The sequence below is a fragment of the Micromonospora fiedleri genome, from assembly GCF_016774385.1.
Classification (GTDB): domain Bacteria; phylum Actinomycetota; class Actinomycetes; order Mycobacteriales; family Micromonosporaceae; genus Micromonospora; species Micromonospora gifhornensis.
In genome coordinates, this window is sequence record NZ_JAETXL010000001.1 from 738,489 (window position 1) to 754,261 (window position 15,773).

14 protein-coding genes are annotated in these 15,773 nt (G+C 72.0%); 4 read left to right on the plus strand and 10 right to left on the minus strand.

Annotated elements, in window-relative coordinates; genetic code table 11:
- Window positions 1-55 precede the first annotated feature (55 nt).
- The 6 genes from JMF97_RS03420 to JMF97_RS03445 all read right to left on the minus strand — a co-directional run bounded on the left by JMF97_RS03420 (window position 56) and on the right by JMF97_RS03445 (window position 7,465).
- The gene (locus JMF97_RS03420; protein WP_203220162.1) at window positions 56-1,585 is read right to left on the minus strand and encodes a hypothetical protein; all 1,530 of its coding nucleotides are present in this window, start codon (window positions 1,583-1,585) and stop codon (window positions 56-58) included.
- Window positions 1,582-2,829, minus strand: coding sequence for a hypothetical protein (locus JMF97_RS03425; protein ID WP_203220163.1), 1,248 nt, complete (start codon window positions 2,827-2,829; stop codon window positions 1,582-1,584). Before JMF97_RS03425 ends, JMF97_RS03420 begins: the two co-directional genes overlap by 4 nt.
- Window positions 2,830-3,142: 313 nt before the next feature.
- Window positions 3,143-3,982 carry an SRPBCC domain-containing protein gene (locus tag JMF97_RS03430; protein WP_203220164.1) on the minus strand — a complete coding sequence of 280 codons (840 nt, stop codon included), beginning with the start codon at window positions 3,980-3,982 and terminating at the stop codon, window positions 3,143-3,145.
- Entirely contained in the window at window positions 3,975-4,532 is a 558-nt protein-coding gene (locus JMF97_RS03435) for a winged helix-turn-helix domain-containing protein (RefSeq protein WP_203220165.1), read from the minus strand. Before JMF97_RS03435 ends, JMF97_RS03430 begins: the two co-directional genes overlap by 8 nt.
- Before the next feature lie 130 nt (window positions 4,533-4,662).
- Window positions 4,663-6,006, minus strand: a complete 1,344-nt coding sequence (locus JMF97_RS03440; protein ID WP_203220166.1) for a class I SAM-dependent methyltransferase — start codon at window positions 6,004-6,006, stop codon at window positions 4,663-4,665.
- Between the two features lie 76 nt (window positions 6,007-6,082).
- Entirely contained in the window at window positions 6,083-7,465 is a 1,383-nt protein-coding gene (locus JMF97_RS03445) for an FAD-binding oxidoreductase (protein WP_203220167.1), read from the minus strand.
- A gap of 106 nt (window positions 7,466-7,571) precedes the next feature.
- On the opposite strand from JMF97_RS03445, the gene JMF97_RS03450 reads away from it, so the two are divergent.
- Window positions 7,572-7,856 carry a DUF427 domain-containing protein gene (locus tag JMF97_RS03450; RefSeq protein WP_203220168.1) on the plus strand — a complete coding sequence of 95 codons (285 nt, stop codon included), beginning with the start codon at window positions 7,572-7,574 and terminating at the stop codon, window positions 7,854-7,856.
- A gap of 57 nt (window positions 7,857-7,913) precedes the next feature.
- Window positions 7,914-8,612 carry an RICIN domain-containing protein gene (locus JMF97_RS03455; protein WP_203220169.1) on the plus strand — a complete coding sequence of 233 codons (699 nt, stop codon included), beginning with the start codon at window positions 7,914-7,916 and terminating at the stop codon, window positions 8,610-8,612.
- Window positions 8,613-8,622: 10 nt separating this feature from the next.
- On the opposite strand, the gene JMF97_RS03460 is transcribed toward JMF97_RS03455, so the two are convergent.
- On the minus strand, window positions 8,623-9,975 hold the full coding sequence (locus JMF97_RS03460) for an MFS transporter (protein WP_238358521.1): 1,353 nt from the start codon (window positions 9,973-9,975) through the stop codon (window positions 8,623-8,625).
- Between the two features lie 19 nt (window positions 9,976-9,994).
- On the opposite strand from JMF97_RS03460, the gene JMF97_RS03465 reads away from it, so the two are divergent.
- Window positions 9,995-10,969: a GlxA family transcriptional regulator gene (locus JMF97_RS03465; RefSeq protein ID WP_203220171.1), complete on the plus strand. Its 975-nt coding sequence runs from the start codon at window positions 9,995-9,997 to the stop codon at window positions 10,967-10,969.
- Between the two features lie 9 nt (window positions 10,970-10,978).
- On the opposite strand, the gene JMF97_RS03470 is transcribed toward JMF97_RS03465, so the two are convergent.
- The 3 genes from JMF97_RS03470 to JMF97_RS03480 form a co-directional block, all read right to left on the minus strand.
- Window positions 10,979-12,931 (minus strand): vWA domain-containing protein, encoded by a 1,953-nt coding sequence (locus tag JMF97_RS03470; protein WP_203220172.1) that lies wholly within the window; start codon window positions 12,929-12,931, stop codon window positions 10,979-10,981.
- 2 nt (window positions 12,932-12,933) lie between these two features.
- A complete protein-coding gene (locus tag JMF97_RS03475; protein ID WP_203220173.1) occupies window positions 12,934-14,385 on the minus strand; it encodes a magnesium chelatase ATPase subunit I in 1,452 nt (483 codons plus the stop codon).
- A gap of 81 nt (window positions 14,386-14,466) precedes the next feature.
- The gene (locus JMF97_RS03480; protein WP_203220174.1) at window positions 14,467-15,045 is read right to left on the minus strand and encodes a TetR/AcrR family transcriptional regulator; all 579 of its coding nucleotides are present in this window, start codon (window positions 15,043-15,045) and stop codon (window positions 14,467-14,469) included.
- Between the two features lie 86 nt (window positions 15,046-15,131).
- Here JMF97_RS03480 and JMF97_RS03485 point away from each other — a divergent pair, with 86 nt between their 5' ends.
- Complete coding sequence (locus JMF97_RS03485; protein WP_203220175.1) at window positions 15,132-15,587, plus strand: GNAT family N-acetyltransferase; 456 nt, start codon at window positions 15,132-15,134, stop codon at window positions 15,585-15,587.
- Window positions 15,588-15,773: the final 186 nt, after the last annotated feature.

The window sequence follows — 15,773 nt, forward strand, 5'->3', positions numbered from 1 at the left end:
CGGCACCACCAGGGCCACACAGGACACCCTGCGCGACGATCACGCGACCCAGTGTCTACGCCCACTCCTCGTCGGGCACCGGTGCCGCACCTTCGCCAGTCGGCACCGGGTCGACGGACGCGCCGGCGGCGGGCGGGCCGCCGTGGGTCCACGGGGTTTCCTCCACCGTGGGGAAGCTTCCCGCCGGCACGTACGCCTCACTGAGCGTGGTGTAGCACAGCCGCTCCCCCACCTCGGGCACGCTGCCCGGTGCGGCGGTCATTCCTCGGCCCATCCCCCCGGAAAGCTCCACCACCACCTCGGTCTTACCGTCGGCCACCCGAGTCACGAAGACCACCCGCGCCTTCTGCGCCGGCCGGGCCGGAGTGGACAGCACCGCGCCGACCGGCACCAGCACCGGGTCGGTGGTCACCAGCTGGATCCGTGGACGCAGCACCGGCCGCCGGCCACTGTCGTCGATGCGTGCCGCATCGACCAACACCACCTCACCGACGAACGCCTCGCCGGTCAGCCGGTACTCGGCCATCACCAGCGGATCGTCGTAGGCGCGTTGCACCGCGTACAGGTCCGCGGCCCGCTCCAGCCGATGCAGCCGGGCGGCGGCGGCCACCGCACCGTCGCGGCGCGGCTGGGGCGCACCGTCGGCGTCGACATGATCGGCGTACGCGGTGAAGGCGTCCCGGTCACCGTCCCAGCGGGCCGCCACCCGGGCGCCGGGCGGCAGCGCCCGCAACAACCCCACCCCGCGCCACATCAGCTCCCAGGTGGGCGTCAGCTGATCGCGCAGCAACTTCTCCAGCTCCGCGTACGCCTCACCCCGGGCCACCTCGTCCGCCTCTGCGGCAGCGTACGCCTCGATCGCCGGGGCCAGCCGCTCGTTGTCGAAGCCCGGATCGGTCGCCGGGCCGGCGGGCGGGCACCTCGCCGGATCCTCGGCCCAGGCCGCCGCCTCGGCGCCGCTGCGCCCGGTCGGCGGGGCGATCCAGCCGAGCAGTGCCGGCAGATGCAGATCCTCCACCGCGCTCTGCCCGGTCGCCCAGTGCAGACTCAACGCCTGCGTCATCGCCACCAACGCCGACGAGCCCGGATGCTCGGCCCGCTCGGCGAAGAACGTCAGCCACCGGCCCAGCAACGGCACCTGCGGCGGCACCGGATGATCGCCGTCGACCCGCCGGAACCGGGTGGCCCGGCCCAACATGCGCAGGAACGTCACCCCGGCCGGATTCGGCACCAGCAGCTGCGGTGCATCGAGGTAGCGATACCGCACGTCCCGCCCCCGGTCGACCGGCACCGCCTCATTGGCCCCCCGATGCGCGTCCACATAGGGCAGCACAGTTTCCGCCAGTTCGGCGACGAACGCGAACCGCTGGTCCCGGTTACGTGGCTGCGGCACGATCAGCAGCCGCGCCTCGCCCGGTGCCGCGCCGACCATCGCCGCCAACGGCGCGTTCGCCTCACCCGCCATGGCCAACGGCACCAGCACCAACGGCCGCCGGGACAGGTGCAGGTGCCGGACGGTGGCCACCGGTTGGGCCACCCCGGCGGCCATCGCCTGCGCTGCTGCCAGCGCCCGCAGCGTACTCACGCCGCCCCGCTGAGGGCGTCGGCGCGCAGCCGGGCAGCGGTACGCAACAACGCCGCGGCCTCGGCCCGCTGCGGATCGGCGACCGGCTCACCGGCGGCGAGCGCCAGCACCTCGGCCACGCTGTCGATCCCGCCCAGCGCCTCACGGACCGGGCGACCCAGCGCGGCCGTGTGCCCGCGCGCCTCCTGCCGACAGAAGTACGCCAACTCGCAGCTGGCCAGACAGTCCGGGGCGTAGCGGGCCGGCACCTGCGACAGGGACGTCACCAACGTCGCCGGGTCCCCGGCCGGATCGGCGGTGAAATCGGCAGGTACGCCGGCCAGCAACTCGTCGAGCTGCGCCATCCGGTCCAGTTGCCGGCGCACCACCAACAACTGCTTGCGTACGTCCAGCAGGTGAGCCACCGGCTGGTTGGTGAAATCGCGCGGGCAGATCAGCACCACCTCGTGCGACACCAGACCCGGATCGAGTCCTCGCGTGACGAGCAGATCCCGCAGCGCCAACACGTACACCGCCGACTGGACCGCCGCGGCGGCCAGCTTGGCCGCGTCGGCCTGCCCGTCGACCACCGGAAACGACTTGATCTCGACCACGTGGAACCGGCCACCCAACCGCGCAGCCACCAGATCCGGTTCCAGATGCACCCGCCGCCCGGCGACCTCCAGCCCGAGCAGCGGATGATCGAACAACGCCGCCCCCCGATCCACCTGGCCAGGACTCCCTGCGTGGTCAAGGCTTTCCGCGTGGTCAGGGCTCGCTGCTTGGCGTGGGTCCGCCGCCTGGTCCGGCTCCAGCTCGTGGTCGAGGCTCGCCGCAGGGCGGTGGTCAGCCGCGTGGTCGGGGTCGGCCGGCTCGCGGGGCGTGACTGCGGCGGTGAGCAGCGCGGCCGAGCGTTCCACCCGACCGGCCAACTCGTCCCCGTCACCCAGGTCGGTCCAGCTCGCCGCCGCCGGCACCGGGACACCCAGCCGCTCGGCCACCAGGCGCAGCAGTTCGGCACCGCCGTCCGCCTTCACCTGCGCCTCGAACGTGTTGCCCCGGGTGATCGCGAATCGGGACTGCCCGAACCTGGCGGGAAACCCGACCCGTTCGGCCAGCGACGGCTTGTCCACCCCCGCACCATCGAGGACGGCTCGGCGGGTGCAACCCGGGTTACCGGTCAACGCCGCGATCGTCCGCGCATTGTGCCGCCGCGGCGGCAGCCCACCCCGAATCTCCGCCAGCCGCTGCTCGCTACTCGTCACGACACGCCACCATAGCCCCCACCCCCACCCCCACCCCCCCACCAACACCCTGCCCTGCCCTGCCCTGCACCCGCACCCGCACCCGCACCCGCACCCGCACCCGCGATCTTGCACTTGTGGTCGCCGATCCGCACCTTTCACCCCTTATTCCCCGACCGAAAGTGCAAGATCGCGGGCACAGGGCGGGGCGGCGCGGGCAGGGCGGCGCGGGGCAGGGCAGGAAGGTGCGGGGGCAGGGCAAGGCGCGGGGCGGGCTCGGCGGGGCGAGGGAGGTGCGGAAGGCAGCGGGAGGGTGGGGTGGGTTCGGGTGGGGTTAGTTTGTGGGGATCCAGATGGGTTGCCAGTTGGGGATCTCGTGGTAGCGGCGTAGTTCGGCGAAGCCGGAGACGAAGCCGGCCCAGGCGGCGTACGGCGGGTTCTGCTCGTCGAAGCCGCTCTGTACGAAGGTGAGCCTGGTCTTCCCGTCGGACTCGGCCAGTTCCCAGGTCGTCACGCCGGGCGCCTCCCAGTCGACGGACATCCGCCGACCCGGCTCCAAGTCAACGATCTTGGCGGCGTGGCCCTGATCGAGGCCACCCATGGCGTACCGGCCGCCGACCCAGGGCTCGATGCCGATCGGGTAGCCGAACCAGGCGCTGACCTGCTCCGAGTCGGTAAGCGACTCCCAGACCTTGTCGGCGGGGGCATTTATGAACATTTCCAGGCGGAAGTCGGTGCTGGTGAAGTCCGTCTTCGGCAGCAGTGGGCTGCCTTCCAGGTAGGCGCCCAGGTTGGCGGTGGCCAGCGCCCAGTAGGTCTGGAGCACGCCCCGGATGCTGGTGCCGTTGATGACGTCGTTGAAGTCGAAGTGGGTCTGCGACAGGTGCAGCACGGTGGCGTCCGGCCCGTCTGGGCGCAGGGTGATCTCGGTGGTGGTCTCCTCTCCGTCGAGTAACCAGGTGAAGCTCAGCCCGTCGTCGTCGACGTGCAGCAGTCGCTGGTGTGGGGCGTCGCCCTCGGGCGTGTAGCGGCCCCAGAACTCGTACCGCTTCGGCAGGTCGACCTCAACATGCTCGGCCAGCCAGATCCGCAGCTCGGTCGGATCGGTCAGGGCCTGGTGCACCCGCGCGACCGGTGCGGCGAGGCGTACGGCGATGGTCATCGGTTCAGTCACGGTCGGTCTCCTTTGGATAGCAGGCCACGGCGAGCTTGAAGGCGTCACCTTCGGCGCCGCCGTAGCGGGTGAACAACTCCTGTAACGCGGACTGGAGGTCGTGCAGGAATTCCTGCCGGCGCTCGGCCGGCACCCGGATCTCGCCGGAGACGCCGATCGAGGGCAGTTCGGGTGCGCTGCGGTCGAGGGCGGCGACGTCGGCCTGGACCTCCTCCATCAGGTCCAGCAGGTAGCCCAGGCTCAACTCGTCGCGGGTGCGACGCAGCCCGATCCGCCCCACCACCCGGGGCGAGAGCCAGTACGACCGGGCGGCGGCCTGGTAGATGCCCTCGGTGATGCCTCGGACCTTGCGTTGGTCGACCTGCTCGACCAGCCCGGCCGCGACCAGTTGCTTGACGTGGTAGTAGACGCGCTGCGGCGTCTGCTCCAGTCGGGCGGCCACCTCGGTGCAGGTGCGCGGCTCGGCCAACTGCCGCAGCACCTCGACACGCTGCGGCTTGAGCAGGACCTCGGCCTGCTCGATGTGCTCCAGGTACAGGACGTCTCTCATCGCAAAAACCAGCTTGTACGTACAAAACTTGTTTGTCAATCGATCCGACGAAGGCCGCGCCGGGCAATTCCGGCGCGGCCTCCGTCGATCAGCAGGTCAGCAGGTCAGTGGGTCAGGAGGTCGGAGGAGGTCAGGCCAGCCAGTCCGGGCGCAGCGGATAGCCGTTCACCCCGTCGGGGCCGTTGCGGGTCGCCACCACCTGGTGCAGTTGGATGCCGTTGCGTTCGAACGCCAACCGCGAACCGGCCATGTAGAGCCCCCACACCCGGGCCGTGCCGGCGCCCACCTCGCCGACGCAGAAGTCCCAGTGCTCCACCAGGTTGCGGCACCAGGCAGCCAGCGTCAGCGCGTAGTGCTGGCGCAGGTTCTCCTCGTGGTGCACCTCCAGCCCGGCGTCGTGGATCTCGCTGATCACCCGCCCCGGCCCGGCCAGCTCACCGTCAGGGAAGACGTACCTGTCGATGAACGCCCCGGAGCGGTGCGGCGCACGGTTGTCCGCCCGGGTGATGCAGTGGTTGAGCAGGCGACCCTCGGGCCGCAGCCGGTCGGCGAGGAACCCAAAGTACGCCGGGTAGTTGCGCACCCCGATGTGCTCGGTCAGGCCGATCGAGGAGACCGCGTCGAACTGCTCGTGCGGGGCGTCCCGGTAGTCCAGGTGGCGCACCTCGGCCAACCCGGTCAGCCCTTCGCGCTCGATCGCCGCCTGCGCCCACTGCGCCTGCGCCCGGGACAGCGTCACCCCGAGCGCCTTCACGCCGTACTCGCGGGCCGCGTGCCGGACCATGCCGCCCCAGCCGCAACCCACGTCCAGCAGCCGCATCCCCGGACGCAGCGCCAGCTTGCCGGCGACCAGGTCGTACTTGCTGGCCTGGGCCTCTTCCAGGGTGTCGTCGGGACTGCGGTAGACGGCGCAGGTGTAGGTCATCGACGGCCCGAGCACCTTCTCGTAGAAGGCGTTCGACACGTCGTAGTGGTGCGAGATGGCGCTGCTGTCGCGGGTCCGCGAGTGCCGTAACCCGCCCACCACCCGCTTCCAGCGGGGCAACGCCTCCTGCGGCGGGGCCGGCGGCGGCAGCAGCCGCTCCCAGCCCAGCCCGCGCACCAACGCCAGCCCCTCGGCCAGCGCCGGTGGGCGCACCCGCAACTCGTCCTTGAACACCCGCAACGCCTCGTACGGGTCGCCCGGGTGCACACCCTCCAGGGCCAGATCCCCGCTGACGTACGCCCGCGCCATGCCCAGATCGCCCGGGGCGGTGAGCAGGTACGACAGCCCTCGCTCGGTGCGGATCGCCAGGGTGATGCCGGAGTCGGCCGGCCCGATGGCGCTGCCGTCGTAGCCGGTGACCCGTACCGGCAGAGGGCCTGCGGTCACCGCCCGGATGACGTCCGCCACGGTCGGCCCACGCCGCCCGGACCCCGGGGGCGGCGTAGCGGGAGCGCCGGCCGCTCCCCGATCTCGGTCAGTCAAGCTCATGCCGGCACTCCGCTTCGCTCCGCGCCACCATGAGGCACATCCGCGCTGAGCCTGATGATTCGCTCACTCCGCTCGCTCATGCTCGTGCTACCGCCTTTTCGTACAGTCCGGTGAGGCGATGCTCCGGGTCGTACCGGTCCCGCACGGCACGCCACGTGTCGCCGCCGTAGAGCCGGTCGAACGAATCCCGGTCGTAGTACGCGTCGGAGTAGAGCGACTTGTGCCCACCCACCTCCGACACCGCGCGCTCGATCTCACGGTTGACGTCGCCGTCGGCGGCGCCCTCGGCGATCGGCACAGTTCCCCAGAACCCGATGTTGACGTAGTCCTGGGCCGGCCGTAGCGGATACAGCGGCCAGGACCGGGCCGATCCGGCGCCCGTCGGCTCACGCAGTCGCAGCGGACATAACCACACCGGGCTCATCCGCACCCGGTCGGCGAACCAGTGCAGGAATTCCGCCGTACGCTCCAGCGGAATCTCCACGTCCTGCACGACCCGCTCCCGGGGTGGCTGGCCGCGCCAGCGGTCGATCCGGGCGGCTACCTGGTGCCGGTGCTCCAGGCGCACGATGCGGTGGTAGACGTCGCTGCGCCGCCAGCGCGTCGGCCACAGCCGCCGCACCACCGGATGCTGCACCCCGAACGCCGCCGAGCACCAGAACCAGTCGGTGTCCCACCGCCACAGGTAGTCGTAGGTGGTCAGGGCGTCGCGCTGACGTCGGCGCAGCGAGCGGTAGTAGATGTCCTGACCGGTGTAGTCGGAGACCGCCGGCACGTCGTCGGTGAAGCTCCCCAGCACCAGGTACGCCTCGTCGGGGCTGAACATCACCCCGTCCAACGCGTCGACCGGCTCGCCGTCCCACCTGCGGCTGGCGGTGATCTGGCCGATCGCGGCGGTCAACTCGGACAGGTCGGTGAACCGCACGTTGCGCAGCGCGACGTGACGGCGCACCGGTTGCAGCTCGATGCGCAGTCGGGTGGCGTAACCGAGGCTGCCCAGCGAGTTGGGGAACGCCGCGAACAGGTCGGCGTGCTCACCCTCGCGCCGGGCGCTGATCACCTCGCCGGCACCGGTCAGCACGTCCAGCTCGATGACCGACTCGTGCGGCAGGCCGTTGCGGAACGAGGTCGACTCGATGCCCAGCCCGGTGACGGCCCCGCCGAGGGTGATGGTGCGCAGCTGCGGCACCACCAACGGCATCAGCCCGTGCGCGAGGGTCGCGTCGACCAGCCGTTCGTAGGTGCACATGCCCTGCACCTCGGCGGTGCGGGCGACCGGGTCGACACCCAGCACCCCGTCGAGCCCGCTGACGTCCAGCCCGGGAGTGCGGGGAGCGTTGCGCGGGCGGAACAGGTTGGACGTGCGCTTGGCCAGCCGCACCGGCTGGCCCGGAGGCACCGCCTCGTACGACCGCCGCAGCTGGGCCACCGCCAGGTCATGATCACGGACGGCGTGCATGGGATCACTGTACGCTCCGACGCCGTCCTGGGATGTCCATGAGGGGCATTTCGGATACTCCGTCTCCGCGATACCGTCCGGCCTCCCGCGGGCATAGCGTGGGGTCATGCCGAAAGCCGTTTGGAACGATCTGGTGATCGCCGAGAGCGACGACACCGTGGTGGTGGAGGGCAACCACTACTTCCCCCGGGCCTCCCTCCGCGAGGACCTGATCCGCGCCTCCGACACCCACACCGTCTGCCCGTGGAAGGGCACCGCCTCCTACTACACCCTCGAACACGCGGGCCGGACCAGCGCCGACGCGGTCTGGTACTACCCGGAGCCGTTCCCGGAGGCGGAGATGGTCCGCGACCGGGTCGCCTTCTGGAAGGACGTCCAGGTCGTCGACTGAGTCACCCGGGCCGGGGGCGACTGGCCCGAACCGGCCCGCGTGCACCAGGATGCCGGCATGTCGGAAACCGATGGACCGGGCACCGTCTACGGCACCCGCCGAGGCGGGTTGCTTCGCGACCCACTGCTGGGCACGGCGCTGGCGATCGGGCTGATCGGCATCCTGGCCGGGGTGGTGTTCGCCACCGGCGCCCTCGACGACGGTGATCCGCCACCGGCGGCGAACATGGCCGTGAGCAGCGCACCCTCGACCGAGCCGAGCCCGACCGAGGAGCAGCCGCCGCCCACCACGCAGGCGCCAGAGCCGACCCCGTCGGCCACCCCCAGCGCCGCCCCTGACCCGCTCGTCGGACCGAAGGTGTTCGCCGGCGTCGGCTCGGGCCTGTGCCTCGGCCTGGACGGTGCCGGCGAGCGGGCGATCGCCGAGTTGGCCGTGTGCACCGGCGGTCCGGAGCAGCGGTGGATCGTCAGCCGGTACGGTCCGGACACGGTGACGCTGACCAACGCCGCGTACAACCAGTGCCTCGACGTCGAGGGGGGCAGCGGCGACGACGGCGCCCGGCTGTTGCAGTACGGCTGCCACGGCGAGGTCAACCAGCAGTGGCGTCTCCAGCCGGTCGACGGCGGCGCGATCCTGCTGGTGGCCGTGCACAGTGGCAAGTGCGCGCAGGTGCACGGCGGCGGCACCGCGGCCGGTGACGACGTCACCCAGGCCCCGTGCAACGGCAACCCGGCCCAGCGCTGGACGCTGCGGTGAGGCGACCCGGTCAGTCCCGGTAGCTCCACGCCTTCGGAGCCACCGCGACCGGGGCCGGTTCCACCAGGACGGCACCGCGTCGGCGCAGCAGCATCAGCGACAGCACCGCCGCGCCCACCGACAGGGCTCCCGCCACGTGCCAGGCGAGGGTGTACGTGCCGAGCTGGTCGCGGACCAGTCCCGCCCCGATGGCGGCCACTGCCGCGCCGAACTGGTGTGCGGCGAAGACCCAGCCGAAGACCACCGCGCCGGAGAGGCCGAAGTACTCCCGGCACAGCGCCACGGTCGGCGGGACGGTGGCCACCCAGTCCAGGCCGTAGAAGATGACGAAGACCAGCATGCTCGGCTCGGTGGTGGCCGCGAACAGGCCGGGCAGCACCAGCAGCGAGCCGCCACGCAGCGCGTAGTAGGCGCCCAGCAGCAGCCGAGGGTCGTACCGGTCGGTGAGCCAGCCGGAGGCGATCGTGCCGACGATGTCGAAGAGACCGACGAGCGCCAACAGCCCGGCCGCCGTGGTCTGCGGCATGCCGTGGTCGTGGGCCGCCGGGATGAAGTGCGTCCCGACCAGACCGTTTGTGGTCGCGCCGCAGATCGCGAAGCCCGCGGCCAGCAGCCAGAACGGCCGGGTCCGAGCCGCCTGGCCCAGCGCGCCGAGGGCACGCGCGGCGGCACCACCGGTCGGCCGGACCGGCTCGACGACCTCGCTCGCGCCGTACGGGGGCAGCCCGAGATCCGCCGGGTACTCCCGCAACAGGCGCAACACCAGCGGTACGACCAGCAGCGCCGCCCCGGCGACGACAAGTGCCGCCGAGCGCCAGCCGTACGCCCCGACCAGCATCGCCAGCAGCGGCAGGAAGACCAGTTGACCGGCCGCCCCGCCGGCGGTGAGCACGCCGGTGACCAGGCCCCGACGGTGCACGAACCAGCGCCCGGTCACGGTGGCCACGAAAGCCAGCGCCATCGAGCCGGTGCCCAGCCCGACCAGCACTCCCCAGCAGGCGATGAGCTGCCAACTCGCGGTCATGAACACGGTCAGCCCGCTACCTGCGGCGACCATCGTCAGCGCGGCGGCCACCACCCGGCGGATGCCGAAGCGGTCCATCAACGCCGCGGCGAAGGGCGCGGTCAGCCCGTAGAGCAGCAGGTTCACCGAGACTGCCGCGGAGATGGTGGCCAGCGGCCACCGGAACTCGGCGTGCAGCGGGTGCAGCAGCACCGACGGGGTGGCCCGGAAGCCGGCGGCGCCGACCAGCGCGACGAAGGCGACGGCGGCGACGATCCAGGCGGGGTGCAGGCGTACAGGTCGACTCACCAGGAGAGTCTGCGGCCATCGGGCCGGACGGACGAGTGGCCGAAAGGCCATCCTCCGCAATAATCGGGCCATGACGCCGCACCGTATCGCCGTCCTCGCCGTCGACCAGGTGGTCGGGCTGGACCTGGGCACCCCGTCCCAGGTCTTCCGCACCGCGCGGGACGCCGACGACCAGCACTTGTACGCCGTCGACACGTGCACCCCGGATGGTCGGCCGGTACGCAGTACGGCCGGTTTCCAGGTGCTGCCCGACCACGGCCTGGAACTGCTGGCGGACGCCGACACGGTGATCGTGCCCGGAGTGAACGGTGACGCGACCCGGCGACGCGACGCGATCGAGCCCGAGGTGATCGAGGCGCTGCGCGCCGCGTACGACAGGGGTGTTCGGGTCATGTCCATCTGCACCGGAGCGTTCGTGCTGGCCGCCGCCGGCCTGCTCGACGAGCGCCGCGCCACCACCCACTGGGCGTACACGGACCGGTTCCGTGAGTTGTACCCGAAGGTCGACCTGGACCCCGAGGTGCTGTTCGTGGCCGACGGCCCGGTGCTCACCTCCGCCGGGGTTGCCGCCGGAATCGACCTGTGCCTGCACGTGGTCCGCACCGACCACGGCAGCCAGGTCGCCAACCAGTCCGCCCGCCGATGCGTGATGCCACCGTGGCGCGACGGTGGACAGGCCCAGTACATCGAACGCCCCGTGCCGCAGGCACCGGACACCAGCACCGCCGGGGCCCGCCAGTGGGCCCGCCAGCGGCTGCACGAGTCGGTCAGCCTGCGGGACCTCGCCGAGCAGGCGCGGATGAGCGTCCGCACGTTCACCCGACGGTTCCGGGCCGAGACCGGGCTCAGCCCGGCGCAGTGGCTGCTGCACGAGCGCACCGACCACGCCCGGCTGCTGCTGGAGAGCACCGACCTGAGCATCGACCAGGTCGCCCGCCGCAGCGGCTTCGGCACCGCCGCCGCCCTACGCCAGCAACTGCACCAACGCGTCGGCGTCGCACCGACGGCCTACCGCCGCACCTTCAAAGGAAGGGCCCCTTGTTAACACACGACGCTAGCGCCGACCGCGACGGGCCCGCAGGTAGTCGCTGACCACGTACTCGCCGAGGTCCTCGGTGTCGGGGGTGAACACCCGGCCGCCGCTGCGTCGGGCCACCGCGTCGACGAACCGGCGCAGCCCGGGGTCGTCACCGAGCATGAACAGGTTCAGCGTGGCCCCGTACCGGCCGAGCCGGTCCACCTCACGGATGGTCGCCTCGATCGTCTCCCGCAGGGGCGGCCAGCAGAACACCGCCTCCCCGTCCTCGGGATCCAGGTGGGCGGTGGGTTCCCCGTCGGTGACCACCAGCACCACCGGTTCGGCGTCCGGATGACGACGCAGGTGCCGACCGGCCAGCCGCAACGCGTGTTGGAGGTTGGTGCCCTGGGCCATGTCCGGTTCCACGGCCGCCAGCTCCTGCTGGCGCAAGGGCGCCGCCTCCCGACCGAATCCGATGATCTGCAACGCGTCCTGCGGGAACCGGGTCGCCATCAGGTGGGCCAGCGCGAGTGCCGTCTGCTTCATCGGGCCCCACCGGCCCTGCGAGATCATCGAGTACGACAGGTCCACGCAGAGCGCCACCGCCGCCGAGGCCCGCCGCTCGGTCTCGACCACCTCGAAGTCCGTCACCGCGAGCGGCACCGGCACGCCCGGTCCGGCCCGGGCGACCGCCCGGGTGAGGGTACGCACCACGTCCAGCGGCTGCTCGTCGCCGTACTCCCAGGGGCGGGAAGCCCCGCTGACCTCGCCGGCCGCCCCCGCCGAGCGCAGGTCGTGATGCCCGCGCGGGCCGGCGGTCAGCTCGGCGAAGACCTGACGCAGCGCGGTGCCGCCGAGCCGGCGCAGCGCTTTCGGGCTCAACGTCAACCCCTCGGCGTCGCGGGTCACCCAACCCTGGCGGCGCAGCTCGCGCTCCATCTCCCGCAACTGGCGTACGGCGGCGGCAGCGTCACGGCCCAGGGTCCGGGCGACCGCATCCACGTCGATGTCGTCCAACGTGGCCCCGGGGTGCGCCTGACCGAACTGGTCGAGCAGGTCGTCCAGCTCGGCCACCTCGTCGAGCACCCCGGTCGCCTCCCCGTAGCTCAAGGGCTCGCCGCCCTGCGTCCGCTCGCCGCGCGCCCACCGCAGGTCCGGCCGCAGCGACCGCAGGTTCTGCTCCAGCGCCGACAGTTCCCCGGCGAGCCGGTCACCCAGCGACTGCCGCATCAGCTCGGCGAGTTCGGCGCGCTGGCGCTCCGACAGCGAATTCATCAGCCGCTGCCCGGCCGCCGCCCGGCGGGCCAGCAACTCGATCAGCTCGTCGACGTTGCCCGGTCGTTCCGGGAAGAACTCGCCGTGCCGGCGCATGAACTCGGCGAACGCGTCGGTGGTGTCCTCGGCGCGCGCATGCCGGGCCAGCAGGGCGTTGAGGTCCTGCATCATCTCGACGAGCCGTTCCTGCACGGCCGGGTCGGCCGCCAACTGTGCCGACTCGCGCAGTCCGGCGAACCGCTGGCCGAGCACGTCGTCGCGCAGCCCGTCGAGGATCCGCTGGTAGAGCTGACGGGCCTCGTCGCTGGCCCACTGGTAGCCGGAGAGTTCCCGCACCGCCTGGGCGGTGGAGCGGGGCAGGTTGTTCAGCTCCGTCTCGGCGAACCGGGCCGCCTCGTCCTGCCGGCCGGCCAACTCGTCGCGCTCGGCCGCGAGGGCCTGGTCGAGCAGGGCACGGGCCCGGGTCACCGCGCCGTCCAGCTCGCCCCGGCGCAGCATCTCCCGGCGCAGTCGGCGGGCTCGGGCGGTCAGCTCGTCCAGCCCGCCGCGCCCCTGCAGGCCCCGGCGCAACAGGTCGCGCAGGGCTTGCCGCAGGCTGCCGCCGGCCAGCACCTCCTGGCCGACCTGGTCCACCGCGGCCTGCACGTCGTACGGCGGGGCCAGCGGGTCGGGGCCGCCGTGCCACTGCCCGTACCGGAACCGGTTGCCGGCCATGTTCAGTCCCGGCCGGCGTAGCGGGTGCGCCCCGAATCCGTCACGTCCTTGCCCAGCCGGCGGCTCAGGTGCAGCCCTTCCAGCACGAACTCGACCGCGGCGGCGGCCTGCCCGGCGCTCGGCGCGTCACCGACGCCGAGCCGGTCGAGCACCTTCGCCAGGCCGGGCACGGTGCCCACCTGACGCAGCAGATCGGTCGCCGGGACCAGTTCCCCGGTCTCGATCGCCTTACCGTCCTCGACCAGCGTGGTGAATCCGGACAGGTCCAGCCCGGCCAGCCGGGCCCGGAAGGTCTCGGCCGTGGCGGTACGCAGCAGATGGCCGAGGATCTCGATCTCCCGGCCCTCTTCACCGCTCTCGAACTCCACCTTGCCGCGCAGCGTGGAGGTCACCGACACCGCGTCTCCCACCCGCGCCACCGCCTCCGGTGCGAGGAAGGGCTCGGCGGTGGAGGCGTCGGCGAGCAGGCTGGCGCGGCGCAGCGCGGCAGCGGCGACCGTCTCCGCGGCGGCGATGGCGAACCGGGCGGAAATTCCCGAGCGGGGATCCACCGACGGCGACTCGCGCACCGCGCGGGCGAAGCGGGCCAGCACCTCCAGCACGTGCTCCGGCACCTCGGCGACCAGGTCGGCCTCCTGCCGGATCAGCGCCAGCTCCAACTCCAGGTCGGTCGGATAGTGGGTACGGATCTCGGCACCGAACCGGTCCTTGAGCGGGGTGATGATCCGCCCCCGGTTGGTGTAGTCCTCCGGGTTGGCGCTGGCCACCAGGAACAGATCCAGCGGCAGTCGCAGCTGGTAGCCGCGTACCTGGATGTCGCGTTCCTCCAGCACGTTGAGCAACGCCACCTGGATCCGCTCGGCCAGGTCGGGCAGCTCGTTCACGGCGAAAATACCCCGATTGGTACGCGGCACCAGACCGAAGTGGATCGTCTCCGGGTCGCCGAGGGTCCTCCCCTGCGCCAGCCGGATCGGGTCGACGTCACCGATCAGGTCACCGACACTGGTGTCCGGGGTGGCCAGCTTCTCGCCGTAGCGCATCGAGCGGTGCAGCCAGCCGACCGGCAGGTCGTCACCGGCCTCGGCGACCAGCGCCCGGGACGCCGGGGTGATCGGATGCAGGGGATGCTCGTTGAGCACCGACCCGGCGATCACCGGGGTCCACTCGTCCAGCAGCGCCACCAGGGATCGGATCAGCCGGGTCTTGCCCTGGCCACGCTCACCGAGCAACACCATGTCGTGCCCGGCGAGCAGCGCCCGTTCCACCTCGGGCAGCACTGTGTCGTCGTACCCGACGATGCCGGCGAACCGCGGCCCGCCGTCTCGCAACCGGGCCAGCAGGTTGTCACGCAGCTCCTGCTTGACTGTGCGGTACCGGCATCCAGCGGCGCGTAGCGCGCCGAGCGTGCCGGGCAGATCGGGCGGCGGGACCGGAGTTGCCGGAAATCTGCTCACCCGACCACGCTAGCTCGCCGTCGCCGCGATCAGGTCTGGTCGCCCGGCCCGATTTCGCCCTTCCCTGGTCTGATCGAGGATTCAGAGTTGGGCGAGGGCGGCGTCGATCGCAGCGCGCTGGGCCTGGTCGGAGTAGGTGGCCGGGTCGACGGCCGCGAGCGCGTTGAGCCCTTCGACCAGCGCCACCAGGCTGGTCGCGGTGGCGCGGCAGTCGGCCGACGGCCGGTCGGGACAGACCGCGGCGACCAGGGCGGCGACCCGGTCGACGAACCGACGGTTGTACGACCGGTGCAGGTCGGCCAGGATCGGGTCGGCCAGCGCGGCGGCGAGGAACCCCAGCCACACCCGCGCCTCCTCCCGCTTCTCCTCGGTCGGTGACGCGGCCTGCCACAGCACGGCCCGCAGCGCGGCCCGGGGTGTGTCTGCGGCGGCCTGAGCCGCGTCGGCCCGCTGGCCGGTACGCCGATGCAACAGTTCGCGGGCGTGCACCAGCAGGGCCTGCTTGTCGGCGAAGGTGTGCAGCACCATGCCGGTGGTGCAGCCGGCCCGCTCGGCGACCGCACGCAGGGTCAGGCCGGGCAGTCCCCGCTCGGCCAACACCGACCAGGTCGCCGCCGACAGACGTTGCTGCTGGTCGACGAGGTCACGTCGTCTGGCCATCCGTACCTCTTCCCGGCGCTGGATCCGATCCGTAGCGTACGTTACGGTAACGCTCGTTACGGAATCACGGCGGGAAGGAACGTCGCATGGTCTCCATCGACCACGAAGCGTGGGACTCGGCCGATGCGGCCCGGCTGCGCGAGGCGCAACGCGTCGAACTGGACGCCCGCTACGGCAACGACAACCACGAGCCGGGGGAACCACCCAGCGCCGCGAGCGTCAGCGTCTTCCTCGTCGCCCGCGACGCCGACGGCACCGCCGTCGGCTGCGGCGGGCTGCGTCTGCTCACCCCCGGCTCCGCCGAGATCAAACGGATGTACGTCACCCCGTCGGCCCGGGGCACCGGCGTCGCCGTCGCCATCCTGCGCGCCCTGGAACACCAGGCCCGAGAGGCGGGCGTACGCACCCTGCTGCTGGAGACCGGCACCGCCCAACCCGAGGCGATGCGCTTCTACGAACGCGAGGGCTACCACCGCATCGAGAACTTCGGCCCGTACCGGGGCGCATCCCTCTCCGTCTGCTACGCCCGCGACCTGCCCTGAACCACCCGCCCACCGCACCCCGGAAGACGGCGCCAGCGCATCGCTCGCAGACCACCACGGCGGCGTGCGGCGCGCCGACCAGGGGATGGTCACCCTCCGTAACTCGCCTCGGCACCGCCCTTACCAACCTGCTCCCCCTTTGCTCTGCTTCAACCCACGCAATAGCGTCTGAGCAGGGCAGACATC